The organism is Gryllotalpicola kribbensis, from assembly GCF_039538245.1.
Taxonomy (GTDB): Bacteria; Actinomycetota; Actinomycetes; order Actinomycetales; family Microbacteriaceae; genus Gryllotalpicola; species Gryllotalpicola kribbensis.
The window spans coordinates 209,547-230,406 of the sequence record NZ_BAABBX010000001.1 but is presented as its reverse complement, the minus strand read 5'-3'; the positions used below and the strand labels follow the sequence as shown (position 1 = coordinate 230,406).

17 protein-coding genes are annotated in these 20,860 nt (G+C 72.9%); 7 read left to right on the top strand and 10 right to left on the bottom strand.

The genetic code is table 11. From position 1 onward, the window contains the following. The 5 genes from ABD716_RS01140 to ABD716_RS01120 are packed head-to-tail and all read right to left on the bottom strand — an operon-like array spanning position 1 to position 5,364. Positions 1-1,212 carry a right-handed parallel beta-helix repeat-containing protein gene (locus ABD716_RS01140; RefSeq protein WP_344772916.1) on the bottom strand — a complete coding sequence of 404 codons (1,212 nt, stop codon included), beginning with the start codon at positions 1,210-1,212 and terminating at the stop codon, positions 1-3. Further along, on the bottom strand, positions 1,209-2,096 hold the full coding sequence (locus ABD716_RS01135) for an SGNH/GDSL hydrolase family protein (RefSeq protein ID WP_344772914.1): 888 nt from the start codon (positions 2,094-2,096) through the stop codon (positions 1,209-1,211). Before ABD716_RS01135 ends, ABD716_RS01140 begins: the two co-directional genes overlap by 4 nt. Then, on the bottom strand, positions 2,093-2,953 hold the full coding sequence (locus ABD716_RS01130; RefSeq protein ID WP_344772912.1) for a glycosyltransferase: 861 nt from the start codon (positions 2,951-2,953) through the stop codon (positions 2,093-2,095). Before ABD716_RS01130 ends, ABD716_RS01135 begins: the two co-directional genes overlap by 4 nt. Further along, positions 2,950-4,473 (bottom strand): O-antigen ligase family protein, encoded by a 1,524-nt coding sequence (locus ABD716_RS01125; RefSeq protein WP_344772910.1) that lies wholly within the window; start codon positions 4,471-4,473, stop codon positions 2,950-2,952. The genes ABD716_RS01130 and ABD716_RS01125 overlap by 4 nt, the downstream gene beginning before the upstream one ends. Before the next feature lie 21 nt (positions 4,474-4,494). After that, the gene (locus ABD716_RS01120) at positions 4,495-5,364 is read right to left on the bottom strand and encodes a YveK family protein (protein WP_344772908.1); all 870 of its coding nucleotides are present in this window, start codon (positions 5,362-5,364) and stop codon (positions 4,495-4,497) included. A gap of 186 nt (positions 5,365-5,550) precedes the next feature. On the opposite strand from ABD716_RS01120, the gene ABD716_RS01115 reads away from it, so the two are divergent. From ABD716_RS01115 to ABD716_RS01090, 6 genes are read left to right on the top strand one after another with little or no spacing between them, the layout of a single operon-like run. Continuing rightward, positions 5,551-6,807, top strand: coding sequence for a glycosyltransferase family 4 protein (locus ABD716_RS01115; RefSeq protein WP_344772906.1), 1,257 nt, complete (start codon positions 5,551-5,553; stop codon positions 6,805-6,807). Continuing rightward, positions 6,791-7,717 (top strand): glycosyltransferase family 2 protein, encoded by a 927-nt coding sequence (locus ABD716_RS01110; RefSeq protein ID WP_344772904.1) that lies wholly within the window; start codon positions 6,791-6,793, stop codon positions 7,715-7,717. The genes ABD716_RS01115 and ABD716_RS01110 overlap by 17 nt, the downstream gene beginning before the upstream one ends. Continuing rightward, on the top strand, positions 7,714-9,066 hold the full coding sequence (locus tag ABD716_RS01105; RefSeq protein WP_344772902.1) for a wax ester/triacylglycerol synthase domain-containing protein: 1,353 nt from the start codon (positions 7,714-7,716) through the stop codon (positions 9,064-9,066). Before ABD716_RS01110 ends, ABD716_RS01105 begins: the two co-directional genes overlap by 4 nt. After that, positions 9,063-9,650 carry an acyltransferase gene (locus ABD716_RS01100; protein ID WP_344772900.1) on the top strand — a complete coding sequence of 196 codons (588 nt, stop codon included), beginning with the start codon at positions 9,063-9,065 and terminating at the stop codon, positions 9,648-9,650. The genes ABD716_RS01105 and ABD716_RS01100 overlap by 4 nt, the downstream gene beginning before the upstream one ends. Then, positions 9,647-11,785, top strand: a complete 2,139-nt coding sequence (locus tag ABD716_RS01095) for a glycosyltransferase (protein WP_344772898.1) — start codon at positions 9,647-9,649, stop codon at positions 11,783-11,785. The genes ABD716_RS01100 and ABD716_RS01095 overlap by 4 nt, the downstream gene beginning before the upstream one ends. Before the next feature lie 5 nt (positions 11,786-11,790). Continuing rightward, on the top strand, positions 11,791-13,308 hold the full coding sequence (locus ABD716_RS01090) for a S8 family serine peptidase (protein WP_344772896.1): 1,518 nt from the start codon (positions 11,791-11,793) through the stop codon (positions 13,306-13,308). 350 nt (positions 13,309-13,658) lie between these two features. Here the strand turns inward: ABD716_RS01090 and ABD716_RS01085 are convergent, their stop codons facing one another. Genes ABD716_RS01085 through ABD716_RS01075 form a run of 3 tightly spaced genes read right to left on the bottom strand, consistent with a single transcriptional unit; the run spans position 13,659 to position 17,039 of the window. After that, positions 13,659-14,528 (bottom strand): glycosyltransferase family 2 protein, encoded by an 870-nt coding sequence (locus tag ABD716_RS01085; protein WP_344772894.1) that lies wholly within the window; start codon positions 14,526-14,528, stop codon positions 13,659-13,661. Beyond that, complete coding sequence (locus tag ABD716_RS01080) at positions 14,525-15,535, bottom strand: polysaccharide pyruvyl transferase family protein (RefSeq protein ID WP_344772892.1); 1,011 nt, start codon at positions 15,533-15,535, stop codon at positions 14,525-14,527. Before ABD716_RS01080 ends, ABD716_RS01085 begins: the two co-directional genes overlap by 4 nt. Before the next feature lies 1 nt (position 15,536). Then, on the bottom strand, positions 15,537-17,039 hold the full coding sequence (locus tag ABD716_RS01075) for a lipopolysaccharide biosynthesis protein (RefSeq protein ID WP_344772890.1): 1,503 nt from the start codon (positions 17,037-17,039) through the stop codon (positions 15,537-15,539). A gap of 179 nt (positions 17,040-17,218) precedes the next feature. On the opposite strand from ABD716_RS01075, the gene ABD716_RS01070 reads away from it, so the two are divergent. After that, on the top strand, positions 17,219-18,694 hold the full coding sequence (locus tag ABD716_RS01070; protein WP_344772888.1) for an Ig-like domain-containing protein: 1,476 nt from the start codon (positions 17,219-17,221) through the stop codon (positions 18,692-18,694). 16 nt (positions 18,695-18,710) lie between these two features. Here ABD716_RS01070 and ABD716_RS01065 read toward each other — a convergent pair whose 3' ends face one another. Together ABD716_RS01065 and ABD716_RS01060 are read right to left on the bottom strand one after the other, a co-directional pair. Next, positions 18,711-19,742: an ABC transporter ATP-binding protein gene (locus ABD716_RS01065; RefSeq protein ID WP_344772886.1), complete on the bottom strand. Its 1,032-nt coding sequence runs from the start codon at positions 19,740-19,742 to the stop codon at positions 18,711-18,713. Further along, entirely contained in the window at positions 19,723-20,712 is a 990-nt protein-coding gene (locus ABD716_RS01060; protein WP_344772884.1) for an ABC transporter ATP-binding protein, read from the bottom strand. The genes ABD716_RS01065 and ABD716_RS01060 overlap by 20 nt, the downstream gene beginning before the upstream one ends. Positions 20,713-20,860: the final 148 nt, after the last annotated feature.

Genomic DNA, 20,860 nt, shown 5'->3' with positions numbered 1-20,860 from the left:
TCAGGGGGCGGCGGCGCCCGCCACGTTCGCCGGCAGCGGGTGGCCGTCGAGGTCGGCGGCCGCGGCGCGGCTCGCCCCCTGCGGCGCGATCGTCACGCTCGAGGCATCCGCCGGCCGCAGGTCGCCCGTCGCCTGATCGCGGAACGCGACCGTGCCCGCGCGGTTGCCCGCCTGCGAGACGATGGCGGGCGTGCCGCACATCTTCGTGTTCCAGAACTCGATGATCGAGTTGGTCATGGGCGCGTCGCAGGTCGAGATGTAGCCGACGATGTTCCGGTCGAAGACGAGCCCGGGGGTCTGCACGAGGCGTACCGAGCCGTTGGCGAAGGTGTTGTTGCGCACCACGAGATCGGTCGCGCTCTTCTCTTGCAGGGCCGCCGACGACCCACCGCCGCAGTGGGGCGTGATGACGATGCAGCCCTGGATGAAGTTCGACTCGACCGTGAGGTGATGGATGCCCTTGCCGGCCCCGACCGAGATGATGAGGCCCGTGTTGTAGCAGTTCTTGAGCCGGTTGCCCCTGATCGTGACGTTCGACGAGTCGAAGACCTGGACGCAGTCGGCGTGGATGTTGTCGTTCTTGTCCTGGTTGTAGTCGTGCACCGAGTTGCCCTCGATGAGCACGTTGTTCGACAGCCCCACCTGGATGCCGTCGATGGACGAGCCGCCCGTGAACTCCGAGTCCTTCACGGTGATGTCGAAGGAGCGCACGAAGAGGCCGCCGCCGTCGAGCCTCACCGCGTCGAGCACGGTGCCCGTCGCGCCGGCGTTGAGGTACCACTGCACCTTGACCGTGACGCCCGTCCAGGTCAGGTGCGGCGCCTCGCTCGTGATCGCGCCGAAGACGGGCGCCGCTCCGGGCTCCGGCTCGATCGTCGCGTTGCGCTTCGCGTCGTCGAGGTGCGGGGCGCTGCCCGCGGGCAGGCGGGTCGTGGGGTAGGTGCCGCCCGCGAGGCGGATGGTCGAGCCGGGCGTCGCACGGGCGACCGCGGTCGGGACGTCGCACGGGCGGGCCGCGGTGCAGGCGGTGCCCGAGCCGTGCGGCGCCGCGTGGCTCACGGCGCCCCCTGCGGGCTGCTCGGCGGTGTGGCCGCCCTTGTCGGCGAGCCCCGACAGCCCAGGCAGACCCGCGGTGCACCCGCTGAGGGCGAGCACGGCCGCGAGCGCCGCCGCGAGGGCCGCGGCCGCGACGAGGCGCGGCGGCCGGGTCATCCGTCGGCCTTCGCGAGTGCCGCCCACGCGAGCCGCGCGATCTGCGCCTGCCCTGCGGCGGAGGGGTGGAAGAAGTCGACGTGCGAGATCTCGTCTGAGGTGAAGCCGTGGCTGTGCACGGCGCCGCCGTCCCAGATGCAGTTCCGATGCTGGGCGCACACCCGCTGGATCGCGCTGTCGTACTGGTCGACGAGCTCGCCGACGGCGGCCCGCCGCTCGACATCGGCCGGGGCGGTGGAGGCGGCGTTGCCGAGCAGCGAACGGCAGTTGGGGGCCTTGCTCCAGGCGGCGGCGACGGGCGCGACGCCGTGGCCGAGCTGCCAGAGGCGGTTCAGGTCGGGCACAGAGAGCGCCAGGATGTGCGCCGTCGGCAGCGCCGCCCCGAGCTCGTCGATGAGCCGGGCATAGTCGGCCTGGAACTGCGTCGCCGGCGTCATCTCGTCGACGCTCGGCCGGCAGGCGTCGTTCGCGCCGATGAGCACGACGACGAGCTGGGGCTTCGCGGCGATGACGCGCGGCGCCGTCGTGAGCATGGTGGCGACCGTGCCGCCGTTCACGGCGCCGTTCGCGATCTTCGGCGCGCGGCCGACGACCTTCCCGATGCGCGCGGCGAGCGAGTCGACCTCGCTGTCGGTGCCCATCGCCCACGATGCCTGCTCGCACACCCCGCTGTGGCCGCAGGCGTTCACGCCGAGGCTCATCGAGTCGCCGAGTACGCCCAGGGTGGTGACCCCGTCGACGATGCCGGCGGCCACCGTCGGCTGCGGGTCGGCAGTGGCGTTCGTGCCCGAGCAGCCGGTCGCGCCGAGTGCGAGCAGCGACGCTGCGGTGAGCGCGGCGGCGACCCTGATGGCACTGCGCGCAACGGCCCAGGCCGAGCTCACACGCGGCTCGATTCGTCGCGGCTCCAGAGCACGGGAAGGCCGGCCTGCACGCGGCGGCGGGCGCGCAGCCGCGGCACGGCCTTGCCGTAGCCGTAGACGACCAGGGCTGGCCACAGCCTCGGGTGGCGGGCGATGCGGCGCAGCAGGGAGTGCGCCGAGTGCGCCGTCGATGCGCCCGGTCGCACGAGGCCCGTGCGCTCGAGCTCCGCGTTCCCCGCGGCGATGCGCGTCGCCCGGGCGATCTCGGCGTCGAGCGTCGCGGGCGCCGAGATCGAGAAGGTGTGATCGGGCACGGTGCGCCGCTCGGCGGGGTCGAAGAGCTGCTGGACGTAGCGGTCGTCGGCGATGATCGACGGGAATGCCCCGAAGCGGGCGCGCCCGGCGCGCGACAGCACGTACACCCCCGAGCCGATGTGGCTCTCGCGGCGGTAGTCGCTGTGGGCCCAGATGCGATAGTGCAGCCGCACGGCGAGGCTCGCGCGCGACAGGTCGATCGCCAGCGACGGCGCGGCGGCGAGCACCCCGCTGTCCTGCTCCATCAGCTCGGCGACGGCGAGCAGGGCGTGCGCCTCGACGCGCACGTCCGCGTCGACGTAGGCGCGCGGGAAGGCGCTCGCCGCGGCGTCGCCCGCGTTGAGCGCGGCCGGCTTGGACGCGGTCGGGATCTCGACGACGCGGACGCGGGGGGCGACGGATGCCGCGACCGCGGCCGTGGCATCCGCGCAGCCGTTCGCGACGACGACGAGCTCGAGCCGCTCGTCGGGGTCGCCGTCGATGAGGCGCGCGAGCAGGCGGCCGATGACGGCCTCTTCGTCGTGGGCCGGGATGATGACGCTCATCCGGTGATTCGCGATCATGCGGTCGCCTCCTCGAGGTCGCGGTCGGAAACAGGGGTGAGCTCGAGGGCCGTGCCGCGCGTGCGGCCCGCCGGCAGCCCGCTGAGCCGCGGCGACTCGCTGAGCAGCCAGGCGCCGATCGCCCACACCCAGCACAGGATGAAGAAGGTCTGCAGGAACCCGAACGCGTCGTAGAAGAACAGGGCGGCGATGTACCCCGCGCAGGAGACCGCACAGGTGAACGCGAGGTGCGCGTAGCGGGGCGGCGTGTCGGGGCGCAGCGAGAAGGCGATCAGCCTGAGCGGCGGCACGAGCATGAAGATCGCGAGCCCGAGCACGCCGACCGCGCCGGCCTCGAGCAGCGTGCCGAGCACCTGATCGTCGAGGATGAACGCGTTGGCGTTCGCGCCCACGAGCACGCGCGAGCCGAAGCCGGTTCCGAAGAACGGGTTCTGCGCGACCTTCGCCATCGCGGGGCCGAGGTCGGCGAGGCGCCCGGCCCCGCCCCAGCCCGCCGAGGTGTACTGCGAGGCGAGCAGCTGGGCCGGGTCGAGGAACGAGCCGATCATCGTGCCGATGAGCTTCGGCAGGGCGACCGCGCCGATGAGCAGCGCGGGGATCGCCGCGCCGAGGAGGATCGCGGCGACCCGCGGGCGCAGCGCCAGCGTGAGCAGGATCATCACGGCGATGACGATGACGGCGGTGCGGCTGACGGCGGTCGTCATACCGAGCAGGGTCACCGCGATCAGGCATCCGTACACGATCGTGCGGCTGATGCGATTGACCGGCTTCGCCCCGTACTTGCTCAGCCAGACGGCGAACGGCAGCGCCATGCAGAGCATGACCGAGAGGGCGATGGGGTGCTGCGCCGAGGCATACGAGCGGTCGCCGCCGGCCCGGAACGACTGGGTCTGATCGCTGATCAGCTTGAGCGGCAGCACCTTGCCGAGGTCGAGGAACACGTTGACGTTCGTGACCTTCTCGACCACGGCGAAGAGCGCGACGACCGCGGCCGACCAGACGAAGAACTGGATCAGCAGCAGCACGCGGCGCTCGTCGCGCAGCAGCTGCCGAACCACGAAGAACACGCTGATCAGCAGCCCGAAGTTGATGAACTGGCCGAGGACCGCCCCGCCCAGCCCGTTCTGCGAGATGTAGGCGACGTTCGTCGCCACCGACAGCATCATCGCGAAGAAGAACGCCCCGATCGAGAAGCCGAAGCGCACCGGCTTCCACGTGAAGTGCGGGTCGATCAGCAGGGCCACCACCATCGCGAGCACGAGCAGCACGATCACCACCCGATACGGCTCGAGCTGGAACGGCAGCGGGATCGGGATCGCGTAGCGCCGGACGGGGACGAACATCACGACGCTCGCGAGGATGATGAGGGCGGATGTCCACGCGAACAGCACCCGGCGGGCGAGGTAGATCACCGAGACGCCGATCAGGATGCCGCCGCCGATGAGCGGCGGCACCCAGAGCGCCGAAGCGAGCGCGACCGCCGCGAGCAGTGCCGACGCGACGATCGCCCGCGTTCTCATGACTGCCGCCGCGGACCGCTGCTAGGCCTCGACGGCCGGCCGGGGCGGCGTGAAGGCGTCCGGGCCTCCTGGCGCGCCCGGCCCGGCCGGCCCGGCCGCCGCGCCCGACGCGAGCGCCGGCGCACTCTGCTCGGCGCGGGGGCCGCCGAGCTCGGGCACCATGCCGCGCGACGCGCGGGCACGGCGGGCACGGGCGCGCTCGCGGGAGAGCGCGACGTTGTAGAGCACGAACGCGAGGGCGATGAAGACGAGCATCACGCCGGCCCCGGTGATGACGATCGGGATCGCGGGATTCGAGCCCTCGGCCGCCTCGGCCGCGCCGTCGGTGATGGTCGTGAGCTGGATGCGGTCGGCCGCCGCGACCTTCGCCGCGTTCTGCTGCCGCAGCACGTAGGTCTGGAACTGCTCGGCCGCCGTGCGCGAGATCTTCTCGGCCCGGCTCGCGCTGTCGCTCTCGCCGACGACGTTGATCATCGGCAGGGTGTACTTGCCCGGGAACTGCTCGCTGCCGGCCGGCTGGGTCGTGCGGCTGACCGCCGTGAGGCCGTCGTCGGGGCCGAAGGCGCCGAGGCTGGCCTCGACCTGCTGGCGGATCGTGTCGCCCGAGATCAGATAGGCGTAGACGACGGCCGTCTGGGCGAGGTTGGTCTGCTGCACCGACTGGCCGGGTGCCTGGGTGGGCCCGACCTGCTGGTCGGTGTAGATCGACTGGTCGGACGAGCCGAGCATGATCGTCGTGGCCGCCGTGTACTGCTGGGTCGTGCGCGAGACGAGCTTGCCGTCGACGAGGGTGAAGCCGGCGACCAGTGCGGCCATCGCGGCGACGACGAGGCCCACGAGAAGCAGCCACTTGTAGCGCCAGAGAACCCTGAGGTAGTGAGGAACGTCCATGTGCGTCGCCTTCTCTCGGGATGGGATCGATGGGGTCGGTGCGGCTCCGCACCCGGATGGGACTTTTTCAGCGTGCACCCGGCACCTTGACAGTGATGTTTCCTCACATTGCCGTCATGTAAAAGGTTCACGACGGATCCTCACATCCTCTACCGGCCGTCGCGGGACTGCCGCACGGTTAGTCCCATGACCCGCCCGCTGACGGTTTTCTATGCGTTTCCCCACGCGCTGGGCGCGGCGGGAATCGGCTGGACGGCCTGGAATCAGGTGGTCGAGCTGGCCGCGGCGGGGCATCGCGTGCACGTCGTCGCGGCGTCGCTCGATCGGCCGGCGCCGGGCGCGGCGAGCGTGCTCACCACCTTTCAGAAGGGGCGGGTGCGGATGCCTCATCGGGCGATCGGGCGTGAGAACGCTTTCGCCCTGAACGACCTCATGACGGCCCGGGCGCTGCGGCGCCTCGCCGCCCGCGAGCCCGTCGACGTGGTGCACGGCTGGCCGCTGGCCGGGGTGCGCACCTTCGCGGCGGCGCGCAGGCTCGGCATCCCCGCGGTGCGCGAGGTGCCCAACACGCACACCGCCCACGCCTACCGCGTGGTGGCCGACGAATACCGCGCGCTCGGGCTCGAGCAGCCGCGCGGGGCGTCGCACAGCTTCTCGGCGGCCCGGCTCGCACACGAGCAGCGGGAGTACGACACGGCGACCGCGCTGCTCACCCCGTCGGACGCCGTCCGCGAGACCTTCCTCACGCGGGGCTTCGCGCCGGAGCGGCTGCTGCGGCACCGCTACGGAGCCCGGCTCGGGGGAGTCGCGCGGGACGCCGGCGAAGCGCGCCCTGCCGCGCATCCTGGACTGCGCGCCGTGTTCCTCGGCCGCTGCGACCCGCGCAAGGGTCTGCACTACGCGCTGCGCGCGTGGCTCGACTCGGCCGCCTCCCGCACGGGCACCCTCACGATCCACGGCGACTTCCTGCCCGCCTATCGGGCCGCTCTCGCCCCGCTGCTCGAGCACCCGAGCGTCGTGGTCGCCGGCTTCACCGCCGACGCCGGCGCCGCCCTCGCGAGCGCCGAGGTGCTGCTGCTGCCGAGCGTCGAGGAGGGCAGCGCGCTCGTGACCTATGAGGCGCAGCTCGCCGGCTGCGTTCCGCTCGTCTCGACCGCAGCCGGCGCCGATCTCGTCGAGGGCGAGACCGGCCTCACCCACGCCGTCGGCGACGTCACCGCGCTCACCGCGCAGCTCGACCGGCTGGCAGCCGATCGCGGCGAGCTGCGACGGATGTCGCGCCGCGCGGCGGCCCGCGCCCCCGAGCTCGGCTGGGCGGCAGCCGCCGAGCGCCTCGCGGGCGCCTATTGCGAGGCGATGGCACTGCGCTCACGAGCGGCAGGCGGGCCCGGCACCGCGCCGACAGAGCCGGCGGAAGGGGCGCTGCGTGTACGGGCCGGGTGACCTCGCGGTCATCGTGTGCAGCAGGGACAGAGCGGCCATGCTGCGCGAGGCCCTGCGCTCGATCGCCCAGGCGACGCCCGCCGGCGTCGAGGTGCTCGTCGTCGACTCGGGCTCGCGCACCGACGAGACGCGGGGCGCCGCCCGCGAGGCATCCGTCGGCTACGTCCGCTCCGACGTGCCGGGGCTGTCCATCGCGCGCAACGTCGGTCTCGCCTCGACCGAGCGGCCGCTCGTGCTCTTCACCGACGACGACTGCGTCGCCGTGCCCGGCTGGGTCGACGGGGTGCTCGCGCACTTCGCCGACGAGCAGGTCGGCGCGGTGACGGGGCGGATGCTGGACCACACCCTCGTGGCCGGGGCGGCCCCGGGGCGGGTGGAGCGCCTGACCGGGGTGCTGCGCGGCATCGACGCCGGGCACGGGGCGTTCATGGCGTTCCGCCGCGAGCTGATGCTGGGCCTTGGCGGCTTCGACGAGGTGCTCGGCGCCGGCCGCCGCTTCGCGGGCGCTGAGGACCTCGACGCGTTCTGCCGGGTGCTCGCCGCAGGCTATGCGATCGTGTCGGACACCACCGCGACCGTGCACCACATCTTCACCCGGGCGGACGACGACCACATCGCGCTCTACCGCGGCTACGGCCTCGGGGCCGGGGCGATGACCGACAAGTGGATCCGCACCAGGCCGCTCATCGGGCTCGCCATGGCGGGCCTGCTGATCGGGCGGGCGGCGGTCGCCGCCGTGCGCTGGTCGGACCCGCGCGAGCGCGCGGCCCGGCTCGCCCTGCTCACGGCGATCCCGCGCGGCATCGCCGCCGCGTCGCGCCTGCCGCGTCGCGGGGCGCGTTTCGTCGACGTCGACCGGCCCGCGGCGATCGCCCTGGCCGGCGCGTGGAGCGCGACGGAGCAGCCGTGAGCCCCCGGCCGCGCACCCAGGTCGAGCTGCTGCGCACGCTCGACGAGACGTTCCTGCGCACCCGGGTCGAGTTCGAGACCATGTGGCCCACTGCGACGCTCGTCATCGACTCCGCTCCCTTCCGCGACGCCGCCGGGGTCCTCGACCGCGACCGGGTCGCCGCGGCGCTGCTCGTCGTGGCCGAGCGCTTCACCGAGACGCGGCTGCGGCTCGTCGACGCGCCGCTCGGGGTGACGGCGCCGCTGTGGGTGCCGGCCGGCCCGCTCGACCGCGACTATCACCTGGGCTGGTTCCCCCACGTGCCCGGGGCTGGGGAGGAGGCCGCGCTGTTCTGCGGCGCAGCACACGCGCCCCGTCGGCGCGATCGGCCGCTGTGGCGCTACACGGTCATCGAGCGCGCCGATGGCGACCTCGCCGTCGTCGGCAGCGTGCAGCACGCGCTCGGCGACGCGCTGTTCGCCCTGAGGTTCGTCGACGCGCTGATGCAGGGTGACGTCGGGGATGCCGGGGATGCCGGGCGCGCGGGACCTGCTGGGGATGCCGCGTCGCTCGGCCCCGCGCCGAGCTCGCGCCTGGCCGGACTGCTCATCGTGTGGGGGCGCTGGCTGCGGGCCCGCTCAGGGCCGGGCGACGCGTGGCACGAGTACTGGCGCAAGCCGTTCCGGAAGCGGCTGACGCGCTGGGGCGGCCGGCTGCTGCGCCCCCTGCGCGACCGTGCGATCGAGCGGCGCGGCCTGCGCGCGGTGCTCGCGCCGCCCATGTCGGCTGCGTACTGGTGCACGCCCCTCGCGCCGGTGGCCGAACTCGCCCGCCGGCTCGGCGGCAGCGTCAACGACCTTGTCGCCGCCTTGGCGCTGCGGGCGGCGCTGCGCGGTGAGGGGAACGCGGGCGAGGCATCCCTCGCCCTGCCCGTCTCGCGACGCCGTCGCGAGGGCGCGGGCGTGCGCAACAGCATCGTGATGCTGCGCGTCACCGTTCCGGCCGATGCGGGCCTCGCCGCGGCGGTCGCCGCGGTGCACGGGCAGGTGACCGGCTTCGCGCGCAGCGGCGAAGGCGACCTGCGGGGCGCGGAATCGGGCGGCTACGCGAGCTACCTGCCCTATCGGCGCGAGCGCGCGGCGCTCGGCGGGGCCGAGGTGCGGCGGGTGCTGATGTGGCCCGTGCCGGCGCCCGGCGCGCGCTTCGGGCTGCTCGCGTCGTCGTACGGGGGCGAGCTCAGCTTCACTGCGCGCGCCGCGCCCGGACTGAGCGCCGAGGACCTGCTCGCCGCCGTTCGTGCGGAGCTCGCCGCAGAGGGCGTGGCGGCAGCCGGCCCGGCCGCGCCGGTGGAACAGGTGGTGGTCTCGTGAGCACGCTCAGGGACGGCATCCGCACGCTGCTGAATCCCCGCACGTATCTGCAGGCCCTCAAGCTCGCCAACTTCGCCGCCTACGCACACGTGGAGCAGCTTCGCCGGCTGCACCGCGGGGCCGGGGTGCGGATCGCGCCGAACGTGTCGTTCCGCAACGCAGAGCGCATCTGGGTCGGCGACGGCAGCCACCTCGGCGAGCACGGCGTGATCTGGGCGGGGAACTCTGCGGGCCGCATCGTGCTCGGGCCGAAGTGCCTGCTCGGGCCGAACGTGACGCTGACGGCGTCGAACTACGGGCTCGAGCAGGGCACGCCCGTGATGGACCAGCCCAAGGTCGAGCGCGACATCGTGCTCGGGGCCGACGTGTGGCTCGGCGCGAACGTGGTCGTCGTGGCCGGGGTGACGATCGGCGACGGCGCCGTCGTCGGCGCGGGGGCCGTCGTCACGAAGGACGTGCCGCCGAACGCGATCGTCGGCGGGGTGCCGGCGAAGGTGCTCGGCTATCGGCCCGTGGCCGATCCTCCCACTGCCACCGCGCGCGCCACCGCGCGCGCCGACGCTCTCGCCGAGGAGCCCGCATGACCTCGCTCACCGTCGTGATCGTGAGCTACAACACGCGCGAGCAGACCCTCGCCTGCCTCGACTCGCTCGCCGCAGAGGCGGCCCGCGCGCCCGGGCTGCAGGTCTCGGTGGTCGTCGTCGACAACGGCTCGGCCGACGGCTCGGTCGACGCCGTGCGGGCCGGGCATCCCGCGGCCCTCGTCATCGACGCGCGCGAGAATCTGGGCTTCGCGGCCGGCGTCAATCGCGGGGTCGCGCACGCGAGCGGCGAGTACGTGCTGCTGCTGAACCCCGACACGACGGTGCTGCCGGGCGCGCTCTCGGCCCTCGTGGGCTTCGCGGTGGCGCACCCCGAGCACGGGCTCTATGGCGGCCGCACGCTCGCCGCCGACGGCTCGCTCGAGCCGTCCTCCTGCTGGGGGGCGCCGAGCCTGTGGTCGCTGCTGTGCTTCGCCACGGGGCTCTCGACCGCCTTCGCCCGCTCGCGCGTGTTCGACCCCGAGTCGCTGGGGCGCTGGCAGCGCGACACCGTGCGCGAGGTCCCCGTGATCACGGGATGCCTGCTGCTCATGCGCCGCGCCGACTGGAACCGCCTCGGCGGAATGGACGAGCGCTTCTTCCTCTACGGCGAGGACGCCGAGTTCTCGCTGCGTGCGGCGGCGGCCGGAATGCGGCCCGTGATCGTGCCGGAGGCTGAGATCGTGCACACCGTCGGCGGCTCGACCTCCGAGAGCGGGCGGCAGCGGAACGGCCGCAAGATGAGCATGGTCATGGCGGGGAAGGCGACCCTGCTGCGGGCGCGCTGGTCGCCCGGCCGGGCGCGCCTCGGCGTGGCGCTTCTCGAGGCGGGCGCGCTCACCCGCGGCCTGCTCGAGCGCGCCGTCGGCCGCTCGGGCGGCACCTGGGGCGAGGTCTGGCGGCGGCGGCGCGACTGGGCGCCGGGCTACCCTGCTGCGCGCCCGCGCCTCTTCGACGCATCCCCTGCCCCGGTCGTCACAAACGCGCGCTCCGGGGCCGGGAAACGCGCAAAAGCGACGACCGGGGGTGCAGACGGTGGGCTCGTGGTCGAGGCCGAGCCGGCGTTCCGCACCGAGCACGCGAATCCCTACACGGCGCGCCTCTACCGCAGCATGGCCGGACTCGGGGTGACGGTGCGCGACCTCAGCTACTGGCGGCTCGCGACCGCCCGTGTCGACGTGGTGCACCTGCACTGGCCCGAGCTCACCTTCCTCTCCGGCCGCCGTTCCTGGCGGACCGTCGCGCGGCTCACCCTGTTCTTCGGGGCGCTCCGCCTCGCCCAACGCCGTGGCACCCGCCTCGTGTGGACCGTGCACAACGTCGTCGACCACGAGCAGCGCTCGACCCCGGCCCTCCGGGCGCGCCTGCGCCGCCTGCTCGTCGCGAACGTCGACGGCATCCTGTCGCTCTCGGGCAGCGGCGTCGAGGCCGCGCGCGCGGCGTACCCCGAGCTCGCCGAACGCCCCGCCTTCGTCACGCCGCACGGGCACTACCGCGCCGACTACGACTTCTCGGCCCCGCGGGGGGCGGCGCGGGCGCGGCTCGGGCTCGGCGAAGACGGTCTGGTCGTGGCATCCGTCGGGCAATTGCGGCCATACAAGAACGTGCCGCGCCTTCTCGAGGTGTTCCGCGCGGCCGACCCCGTCGCGCAGCTCGCGGTCGCCGGGCGGCCGTCGAGCGACGCGGAGCGCGAGCGCATCGTGGATGCCGCAGCAGGCGACCCCCGCATCGTGCTCGACCTCGCCTTCCAGTCGGGGCAGCGGGTGGCCGACTGGCTGCGGGCGAGCGATCTCGTGGTGCTGCCGTATCGGGCGATCGAGAACTCGGGGTCGGCGATCCTCGCCCTGTCGGCCAGCCGGCCCGTGCTCGTGCCCCGCATCGGCGCCATGGGCGAGCTGGCCGAGCTCGTCGGGCCCGCGTGGGTGCGCACCTACGAGGGCGACTTCGACGCCGCAGTGCTCGCCGACGCCCTCGCCTGGGCGCGCGACGAGCCCCGCCCCGAGGTCGCCGACCTGGGTGCACTCGAGTGGGCCGCGATCGCGCAGGCCACGCTCGACGCGTATCGCGCCGTGCTGACCAGGGGCGAGACGCGCAGCGCGGAGAGGACGGAGCGCGCATGGGTGCCCGCCGTCGACTGATCGGGATGTCGCCGAGTTCGCGCACGCGTCGGGGCGTGTTCGCCGTCGCGGCCGTCGCCGCGCTCGCGCTCGCCGCGGTGCTCGTCGCCGAACGGCCGGCGTGGGGCGTGCAGACGGTGCCGCCCGCCGTGAAGACGGTGCAGGCGAACCTGCCGCCCGTGAGCGCGGGCACCGGGGTGGGCGCGAGCCGGGGTGCCCCGGCGGTCGCGGTCCTCGACTCGGGCTCCGAGCAGCGCAGCGACTACAACCTGAAGGGCCAGGTGAACTGCTTCGGCTCGGGCGACGCCGGCGACGCGAACGGTCACGGCACGGCGGTCGCCGGCGTGATCGGCGCCTACGACGACAACGCCGGCGTGGTCGGGGTGGCCCCCGGCGCGCCCCTCTATTCCGTGCGGATCCTCGACAGCAAGAACGCCGGAACGCTCGCGTCGCTGGAATGCGGCCTCGACTGGGTGATCGCGAACGCGACCGCCGACAACATCAGGGTCGTGAACCTCAGCCTCGGCACGGCGGGCGCCGACGACGGGAACTGCGGGAGGACGAACGGCGACCCGATCCACCAGGCGATCTGCACGATCACCGGCATGGGCATCGTGGTCGTCGCCGCGGCGACCAACAACAGCGTCGACATCGCCAAGGTCGTGCCCGCCGCCTACGACGAGGTGCTCGCCGTGAGCAACATGGCCGACTTCGACGGACGCCCCGGCGGCCTCGCGAGCGCGCCGGCCGCGTGCACGGCGCAGTTCAGCATGCCGTGGGGCGACGACACCGCGGCCACCAACAGCGGCTACGCCGTCAGCGCCGCCGATCAGGCGCACCTCGTCGCGGCGCCCGGCGCCTGCCCGTACTCGACGCTCAAGGGCAATCGCATCGGCTACCTGCAGTCGGGAACGAGCATGTCCACCGCCGTCGCCTCGGGGGTCGTCGCCGACTGCCTCGCGCCCGGCGGCAGCTGCGCCGGCATGACGTCGTCGAAGCAGATCATGCAGACCGTGATCGCACAGGCGAGAGCACAGGCGCAGCTCGGGCACGGATTCCAGGGCGACCCGCTGCACCCGATCGCGGGCAAGTACTACGGATTCCTCGCGAGCACGGTTCCCCTGTCAGGGTCGGGCGGCACGCCGAGTCCGACGCCGACGGCGACGGCGAGTCCGACGCCGACCGGAACTCCAACGCCGACCGGCACCCCGACGCCGACCGGCACCCCGACGCCGACCGGCACCCCGACACCGGACGCCGCGAAGCCCACCGTGACGATCACCTCGCCACCGGCCGGCACGGTGTTCAGCTCGTCGGGCACGGCGACGGCATCGGCCTCCGACAACGTCGGGGTCACCGGCGTGACCTTCTGGGTCGGCACGACGAAAGTCGCGACCGCCGCCAAGCTCGCTTCGGGCCTGTGGGCCGCGACGATCAGCACGTCGTCCTACCCGAACGGCACGTACACCTTCGTCGCCAAGGCGACGGATGCCGCAGGCAACGTCGGCACCTCGCCCGGCGTCGCCGTCGTGGTCAAGCACTGACCCCCGCCCCGCCCGCTCCATCGCCCCGTCCGCTCCTTGGGACCCGACTGTTCCTCCGTCCCATCCGCTCAATCGCCCTGCAGCCCCGCCCGGCGACAACAACTGTTGTTTTCCCCCGACACCCCTCCGTACGGCGACATTAGACGCCACTCCGCGCGCCCTCAGTGGGCATCTAGTGTCGCCGCACGGAGCGGGAAGGGCATCTACTGTCGCCGCACGGAGCGGGAAGGGCATCTAGTGTCGCCGCGCGGAGCGGGAGGGGCATCTAGTGTCGCCGCGCGGAACGGAAGGAGCATCTACTGTCGCCGCGCGGAACGGGAGGGGCATCTAGTGTCGCCGCACGGCGCGGGCTACAGGTACACCGTGCGGTGCTCGATCGACCCGGAAATGCGCCCCGCCGCGAAGCCGAGGTCCTTCATGACGCGATAGAGATCGTCGCGGCGGAAGCCCCGCGCCAGCAGCTTGAGAACGTCGGCGCACAGGCGCCGCACGATTCCGGGGTCGAGCGAGCGCGGCATCCCCCGCCCCCGATACGCGGCGAACAGCTTCACATGGCTCTTCCCGTAGTTCATGTTCTGGCGGTAGACGCCGCGCGGGTCCGAACGCATGACGTAGTCGATGCCAGCCTCGGGCACCGCCACCAGCTCGTAGCCGGCCAGCTGCGCACGCCAGAAGAAGTCGGTCTCGTCGCCGCCGCCGCGGTACGACTCGTCGAACGGCCCGCAGGCGGCGAACACCTCGGCGGCCACCGCGCAGTTCGAGCCCGGCGCCCACGGCAGGAACCGCAGCGTGTTCTGCAACCCGGTCTGCCAGCCGAGCTCCGAGCCGTCGGCGAGCACGCGGTGCAGGGCACCGCCCTGCAGCTTCGCACCGGCGAGGTACGCCTGCCAGTGCGCCTCGAGCCACCCCGGGTGCACGAGGTCGTCGGCGTCGCAGAACACGATGAGGACGCTGCCGGGTGTCGCACACGACACCCCGCGATTGCGCGCGTGATTGATGCCCGGCACGGCGCTCGCGTCGACGACGCGCACGGGCGGGGTCGGGCGGGTGCCCGGGCCGGCCACGAACCCGGCGAGGTCGTCCCGCGAGCCGTTGTCGGCGAGCACGACCTCGAAGCGGGCCCGCGTCGCCTGCTGCTGCAGCGCGCGCAGCTGCGGCCCGATCACCCCGGTGACATCGCGGCACGGGATCACCACGGTCACGTCGACGGGTGCGCTCACACGCTCTCCTCGGCCCGGGTGCTCGCGAACTGCCGCTCGCGCACCTCGGCGAGCAGCGCGGGCGCGGCATCCCACGTGTCGGCGAAGTGCGCATGCGGCAGCTCGTGCGTCCAGGTCTCCCAGAACGCGCGGATCTTCCCGTACTTGTCGTTGACGACCACGTGCTCGACGCCGAGCAGGCAGGCGAGGATGTGCCCGTGCAGCCGATCGGTGACGAGGGTGCGCCCCGAGCTCAGCAGCCCGACTGCCCGCGCCAGGTTCGCCTCGGCGAGTGCCTGGGCCGACCGCAGCTCGGCCGAGCGCAGGGCCGCGAGCCGCGTCTTGGCCGCCGCCCGGCCGATGAGCCGATGCCCGGCGAGCCGGCGCCGGCGAGGCTCGGCCCACGGGGCATCCAGCCAGTCGAAGCGCAGCTCGCCGAGCTCGGCACCCACCGCGCTGCTCGCCTCGCGGTCGGTGCGCACCTGCACCGCGGTGTCGACGGTGGGCTCGCGCCGGGTGAGCGGCCCGAGCGCGAGGGCGGCGTCGGGCACGAGCCGCACCTCGCAGTCGAAGTCGGCCGAGGCGAGCTCGTAGGAGCGCCGGTCGCGCACGAGCAGCACGAAGGCGCCGTGCGCGGCGATCGCGCGGCGCAGCTCGTCGCGCTGCTGCGCGCCGGGGTACTCGATCGACTGCGGCATCTGAATCATCCGGCGCCCGCGCAGCGCGTCGAGCAGCCTCAGGCGCAGCGCGTGGTGCGTCGGGTAGAGGCCGCCGAAGTTGCCACCGCCCTGGATCACGACGGTGCTCGCCGGGGCGAGCGCGTCGAGGTGGAAGGAGCGCCGGGACGTCGCCGAGCACACCGTGGCGCCGTTCGCCTCGAGCAGCGCGAGCTGGCCGAGCCAGATCGCGGCGTCGCCGCAGTTGAGATGGTCGGGGAAGTCGACGAGGTCGACATGCCCGACGCCCTGCAGCACGTCGGAGAGCTGGGTGAGCGCCTGCTCGTGCAGCCCGGCGACGGTGGCGGCCACGTCAGACCGCCCCGCCCACGCTGCTGCTCACGCCCCCGCCCGCTCCGCGGCCGCGGCGCACGATGTGCAGCACGTCGGTGCGCAGCTCGGCGAAGGAGCTGCGCTGCACCAGCATCCCCACCGCGAAATACACGGCGCCGCCGACGACGGCCTCGATCGCGAGATAGAGCAGCGGCGGCTCGTGCGCGATCGCGTGGCTGAGCGCGATCATCGCTACGAGCATGACCCCCGCCGACGCGGCGATGCCCGGGATGTCGCGGTAGACGGTGAGCGGCATCCTCCCGAGCCGCACGAGGGCGATGACGCGCAGCGGGGCGAGCAGCACCGTGCGGGCGAGCAGGGCGATCGCGACGGCGAGCAGCCCGTAGGGGGCGGCGAGGAACACGGCGCCGACGTGCACCGCCGAGATCACGAGCACCAGGGTGAACTCGACGCCGGGGCGGCCGAGCGACCACCACAGGTTCCCGTCGAGCCACTGCAGCGCCGTGATCGACCCGGTGAGCGCCGTGAGCTGGGCGATCTGGCCGCTCGTCGCCCATTGGCTGCCGAACAGGAACGGCACGGCGACGGGCGAGACCGCCGCGATGGCGAACAGCCCGGGCACCGCCATGCTCGCGCACACCCGCTCGGCGTGGCGCACCGCGTTCCTGAGACGCTCGGGGTCGTCCTTGATCTTCGAGAACGCGGGCAGGGCGACCGCGTTGACCACCGAGGCGAACAGGGTGAGCAGCTGCGAGGTCACGCGCGTGGCGACCACCCAGTAGCCGAGGGCGGATGCCCCGAGCAGCTTGCCCAGCACGAGCTCGACCATCCTGTCCCGACCCTCGTGCACGATCTGGGTCGCGAGTGCCGGCAGCCCGAAGCGCAGCATCGCCCAGGCATCCGCCAGCGAGAACTCGAACCGCGGCCGCCACGACACCGCGCTCCACAGGATCACGATGTCGACGAGGATGTTGCCGCCGCCCTGGAAGATGAGCGCCCACGCCCCCGCGCCGAGCAGTGCGAGGACGACGGCGCCGACCGCGCCGATGCTCGCCCCGACCGCCGAGCGGATGGCGAGCGGCCGCATCTTGAGCTCGCGCGTCAGCAGCACGGTCGGGATGGAGCAGAAGGCGTTGAGCGGCAGCATGAGGGCAGCGACCCGGATCATCAGGGTCAGTTGCGGCTCGTCGTAGAAGGCGGCGATCGCGGGGGCGGCGAGGGCGAGCAGGCCGCCGAGCCCGAGGCCGACGGCGAGGCCTGTCCAGAACGCGGTGTTGATCTGCACCCGCGAGGGCGCGGTCGCGCGGATCAGCGAGGGGGTGAAGCCGAGGTCGCCGACGAGCGCGAGGATGCCGACGAAGACCGACACGAGCGAGACCACCCCGAAGTCCGCCGCGTCGACGAGCCGAGACAGCACCGCCAGGGTGACGACGCTGAGCAGACTGCCGTAGACCCGCTGCAGCGCTGTCCAGATGCCGCCCAGAAGACTCCGCGAGCGGAGCGAGCGGTTGCCGTCTGACATCGGGCGCGTTCCCTTCGGGGAAGAGGGGTTGGGCCCAGAGTGCTCCCGGCACGTGGACATTGATGTTTCCTCACGTTGCCGGTATGTAAAAGGTTCTCACGTTTTTCGGAACCCCCTATCGGCGCGGCGGCACGTGCCGCACCGTGGGTGCCATGACGTCGAGGTGGCAGATCGAACGCATGACGACTCGGTTCCGGCGCGCGCGGCGCCGATCGGGATTCACGGCCACAGGTGTGGCCGCGGCCCTGGCGCTCGGCGCCACGATCACGCTGGCGGCACCGGCCGAGGGCGCGACGACCCTCTACGCCTCGCCGTCGGGAACGGGCACGGCCTGCTCGAGCGCGGAGCCCTGCGCGCTGCCGACGGCGGTCGCGGCGGCCCCGGCCGGCGCGACGGTGCAGCTGAAGGCGGGCACCTACCCGTCGGTGACCGTCAAGGGCGGGCACGGCACGGTCTCCGCTCCCGTGACCGTCACCCCGGCGCCCGGTGCCGCCGCCACGCTCACCACGGTGACCGGCCAGGCCGACTACGTGACGTGGAGCGGTGTGCGCGTGACGGCCCCGTTCTATCTGACCGGCACCGGCGACACCGTCACTGGCGCGCACCTCGACGGCGGCGGCCTGTTCGTGCGCGGCACGAACGCGACCGTCACGGGGTCGCTGTTCGAGAACGGCTCGTCGATCGACGGCATCCAAGTCGGCGGCGCCTATGGGGTGGTGATCGAGGGCAACACCGTGCGCGACTACAACCAGTCGACGAACAACGGCATGCACGCCGACTGCATCCAGATCTTCGACTCGGCGAACGTCGTCGTGCGCCGCAACAACCTCTCGAACTGCTACAACTCGGGCCTCATCCTCTCCGTCGGCGCGGGCAAGGGCATCTACGGGGTGACGATCGAGGACAACTTCATCAGCGGATGCATCGTCACGAGCGCGTCCTGCGGGGGCGGCTCCTCTGTCGATCTGCGCGAGGCGAGCACGGTCGGCCTCGTCGTGCGCAACAACACCATCGGCGCCGGCTCGGCACGTCTCGGCACCCAGCCGGGCACCGTCGCCGACCACAACATCGTCACGTATCTCTCGGACTGCTCGGTGCCGCTGACCAACTCGGTCGTCGCGTCGTGGAACACGAAGCTGTGCGGTGCGAGCCTGCCCCTGCTCAAGTCGGGCGGCAACAAGGCGGGCACGGTGCGGTTCGCGGACGCGGCGCGCAACGACCTGCACCTCGCGGCCGCCGCCGACGCGACCGTCACCCCGGTCACGAGCGCCGTGCCGCGCGCGGCGACGGACATCGACGGCGACGCCACCTCGGCGTCGATCGCCGGTGCCGACACTCCGAAGGGCACGGGCACGGCGACGGCGGCAGACACCACGCCGCCGAAGGCCGCGATCTCGTCGCCCGCGTCGGGCACGAGCGTGAGCGGCACCATCACCCTCGTGGCCACGGCCTCCGACAACGTGGGCCTGACGGATGTGATCTTCCGGGCGGCCGGCGTGACCCTCGGCGCCGGCACCAGGGCGCCCGACGGCAGCTACCGGCTCACGGCCGCAACGGGCTCGTTCCCGAAGGGCACGTATGCCCTCACGGCGGTCGCCCGCGACGCGGCCGGCCACTACACGACGAGCGCCGCGGTGACGCTCAAGCTCACGTAGCGGCGGTGGCGGAAGGCTAGACGCCGCTCGCGCTGCGAAGCAGCGTCTCTTCGGCGTGGTGGCAGGCCGACAGGCGCTGATCCGCCGCGTCGCCCGCGGTGGAGCCGGGAGTCCGCAGGGCGGGGATGCTGGTGCGGCAGGCCTCCGTCGCCATCCAGCACCGCGGGTGGAAGCGGCAGCCGGCGGGCGGGTCGACCGGCGACGGGGGCTCGCCGTTCAGGATCCTGCGGCGCGCCAGCCGACCCCGCTCGGATCGGCTCACCGACGGGGATGCCGAGAGCAGGGCGGAGGTGTAGGGGTGCGCCGGGCGGTCGTAGATCTCGTCGGTCGCACCGATCTCCGCAATGCGGCCCAGATACATCACCGCGACGCGATCGGCGATGTGGCGCACCACCGAGAGGTCGTGGGCGATGAACACGATGCTGACACCGAGGCGGTGGCGGATGTCGTCGAGCAGGTTGATCACCTGCGCCTGCACCGAGACGTCGAGTGCGGACACCGGCTCGTCGCACACGAGGACATCGGGGTCGAGCGCGAGCGCACGCGCGATGCCGATGCGCTGCCGCTGGCCGCCCGAGAACTGGTGCGGGTAGCGGTGGATCGCATCCTGCGGCAGCCCGACGAGCTCGAGCAGCTCGGCGACCCGCTGCCGCCGCGCAGCGCCGTCGGCCGAGCGCGTCGCCGCCATGGGCTCGGCGATCACGTCGAGCACGGTCATGCGCGGGTCGAGCGAGGTGTACGGGTCCTGGAAGATCATCTGGACACCCTGGCGCAGCAGGGCGCGGTCGCGGCGGCGTCCGGCCGTGACATCCTGCCCGCGGTAGAGAAGCGTGCCGCTGTCGGGCCGGTCGAGCCCGACGAGCATCCGCGCGAGCGTGGACTTGCCGCAGCCCGATTCCCCGACGATGCCGAGCACCTCGCCGCGGCGCAGCTCGAGGGTGACCCCGTCCACGGCGGAGACCCGGCTGGGGCGCAGCGGGCTGCCCCCGTTGAAGGTGCGCACCAGCCCGGTCGCGCTGAGCGCGATCTCAGGCGCTGACGACGTCATGAAGGACCTCCTCTGATCGGAAGCACGCCGCGTCGCGGCCCGGGCCGACGGGGACGAGTTCGGGGCGCTCTGCGCGACAGGCGTCCACGGCCCAGGCGCAGCGCGTGTGGAAGGCGCAGCCGGCCGGCACGCGTGCGGGGCTCGGGGGCGCACCGGGGATCGCGAGCAGGCGGCCGCCGCGCAGCTCAAGGCGCGGCATCGACTGCAGCAGGGCCGCGGTGTAGGGGTGTGCCGGCCGATCGAGCACCGAGTCCGCGTCGCCGCGCTCGACGACCCGCCCCGCGTACATCACGGCGAGCCGGTCGGCGACCTCCATCACGACGCCGAGGTCGTGGGTGATGAGGACGATGGCGGTGCCGAGCTCGTCCCGCAGCCGGCTCAAGAGGTCGAGGATCTGCGCCTGCACGGTGACGTCGAGCGCGGTCGTCGGCTCATCGGCGATGAGGAGCTCGGGCTCGAGCGCGATCGCCATGGCGATGAGGATGCGCTGACGCATCCCGCCCGAGAACTGGTGCGGGTAGTCGTCGACCCGGCGTGCGGGCGCGGGGATGCCCACGAGGCCGAGCAGCTCGACGGCGCGCGCCCTCGCCTGCTTGCGCGAGAAGCCGCGGTGAACGCGGAACAGCTCGCCGATCTGGTCGCCGATGGACAGAACGGGGTTCAGCGCGGAGAGCGCGTCCTGCAGCACGAGGCTCATGCGCTCGCCGCGAAGCCGGCGGCGCTGCTCGTCGCCCAGCGCGAGGAGCTCCTGGCCGTCGAGTCGGAGCCGATCGGCAGTCACCGTGGTGTGCGCGTCGGTGAGGCCCATGATGGCGCGTGCAGTGACGGACTTCCCCGAGCCGGACTCGCCGAGCAGTGCCACGAACTCGCCGCGCCCGACATCGAGGTCCACGTGGCGCACCGCCTCGATCGCTCCGACCGACGAGTCGAACGTCACCGAGAGGTTGCGCACGGAAAGGATCGGGTCCATGACCTCAGTGTCACACGGCGCTGATTACCGCTATGTTTCAACCGGATCACGAATTGGATCGTTTTCTTGCGAAGTGATTGACAGATGCGCCGGATAAAAACATCAATAGTGATGTTGCTGCCTGAATTGATCTTCCGATGGGCAGAAC

Bases quoted from the DNA above. Each gene is read 5' to 3' on its own strand.
- ABD716_RS01060 (WP_344772884.1), bottom strand. From the start codon at position 20,712: ATGGACCCGATCCTTTCCGTGCGCAACCTCTCGGTGACGTTCGACTCG.
- ABD716_RS01130 (WP_344772912.1), bottom strand. From the start codon at position 2,953: ATGATCGCGAATCACCGGATGAGCGTCATCATCCCGGCCCACGACGAA.
- ABD716_RS01075 (WP_344772890.1), bottom strand. From the start codon at position 17,039: ATGTCAGACGGCAACCGCTCGCTCCGCTCGCGGAGTCTTCTGGGCGGC.
- ABD716_RS01070 (WP_344772888.1), top strand. From the start codon at position 17,219: ATGACGACTCGGTTCCGGCGCGCGCGGCGCCGATCGGGATTCACGGCC.
- ABD716_RS01065 (WP_344772886.1), bottom strand. From the start codon at position 19,742: ATGACGTCGTCAGCGCCTGAGATCGCGCTCAGCGCGACCGGGCTGGTG.
- ABD716_RS01090 (WP_344772896.1), top strand. From the start codon at position 11,791: ATGTCGCCGAGTTCGCGCACGCGTCGGGGCGTGTTCGCCGTCGCGGCC.
- ABD716_RS01120 (WP_344772908.1), bottom strand. From the start codon at position 5,364: ATGGACGTTCCTCACTACCTCAGGGTTCTCTGGCGCTACAAGTGGCTG.
- ABD716_RS01115 (WP_344772906.1), top strand. From the start codon at position 5,551: ATGACCCGCCCGCTGACGGTTTTCTATGCGTTTCCCCACGCGCTGGGC.
- ABD716_RS01125 (WP_344772910.1), bottom strand. From the start codon at position 4,473: ATGAGAACGCGGGCGATCGTCGCGTCGGCACTGCTCGCGGCGGTCGCG.
- ABD716_RS01140 (WP_344772916.1), bottom strand. From the start codon at position 1,212: ATGACCCGGCCGCCGCGCCTCGTCGCGGCCGCGGCCCTCGCGGCGGCG.
- ABD716_RS01095 (WP_344772898.1), top strand. From the start codon at position 9,647: ATGACCTCGCTCACCGTCGTGATCGTGAGCTACAACACGCGCGAGCAG.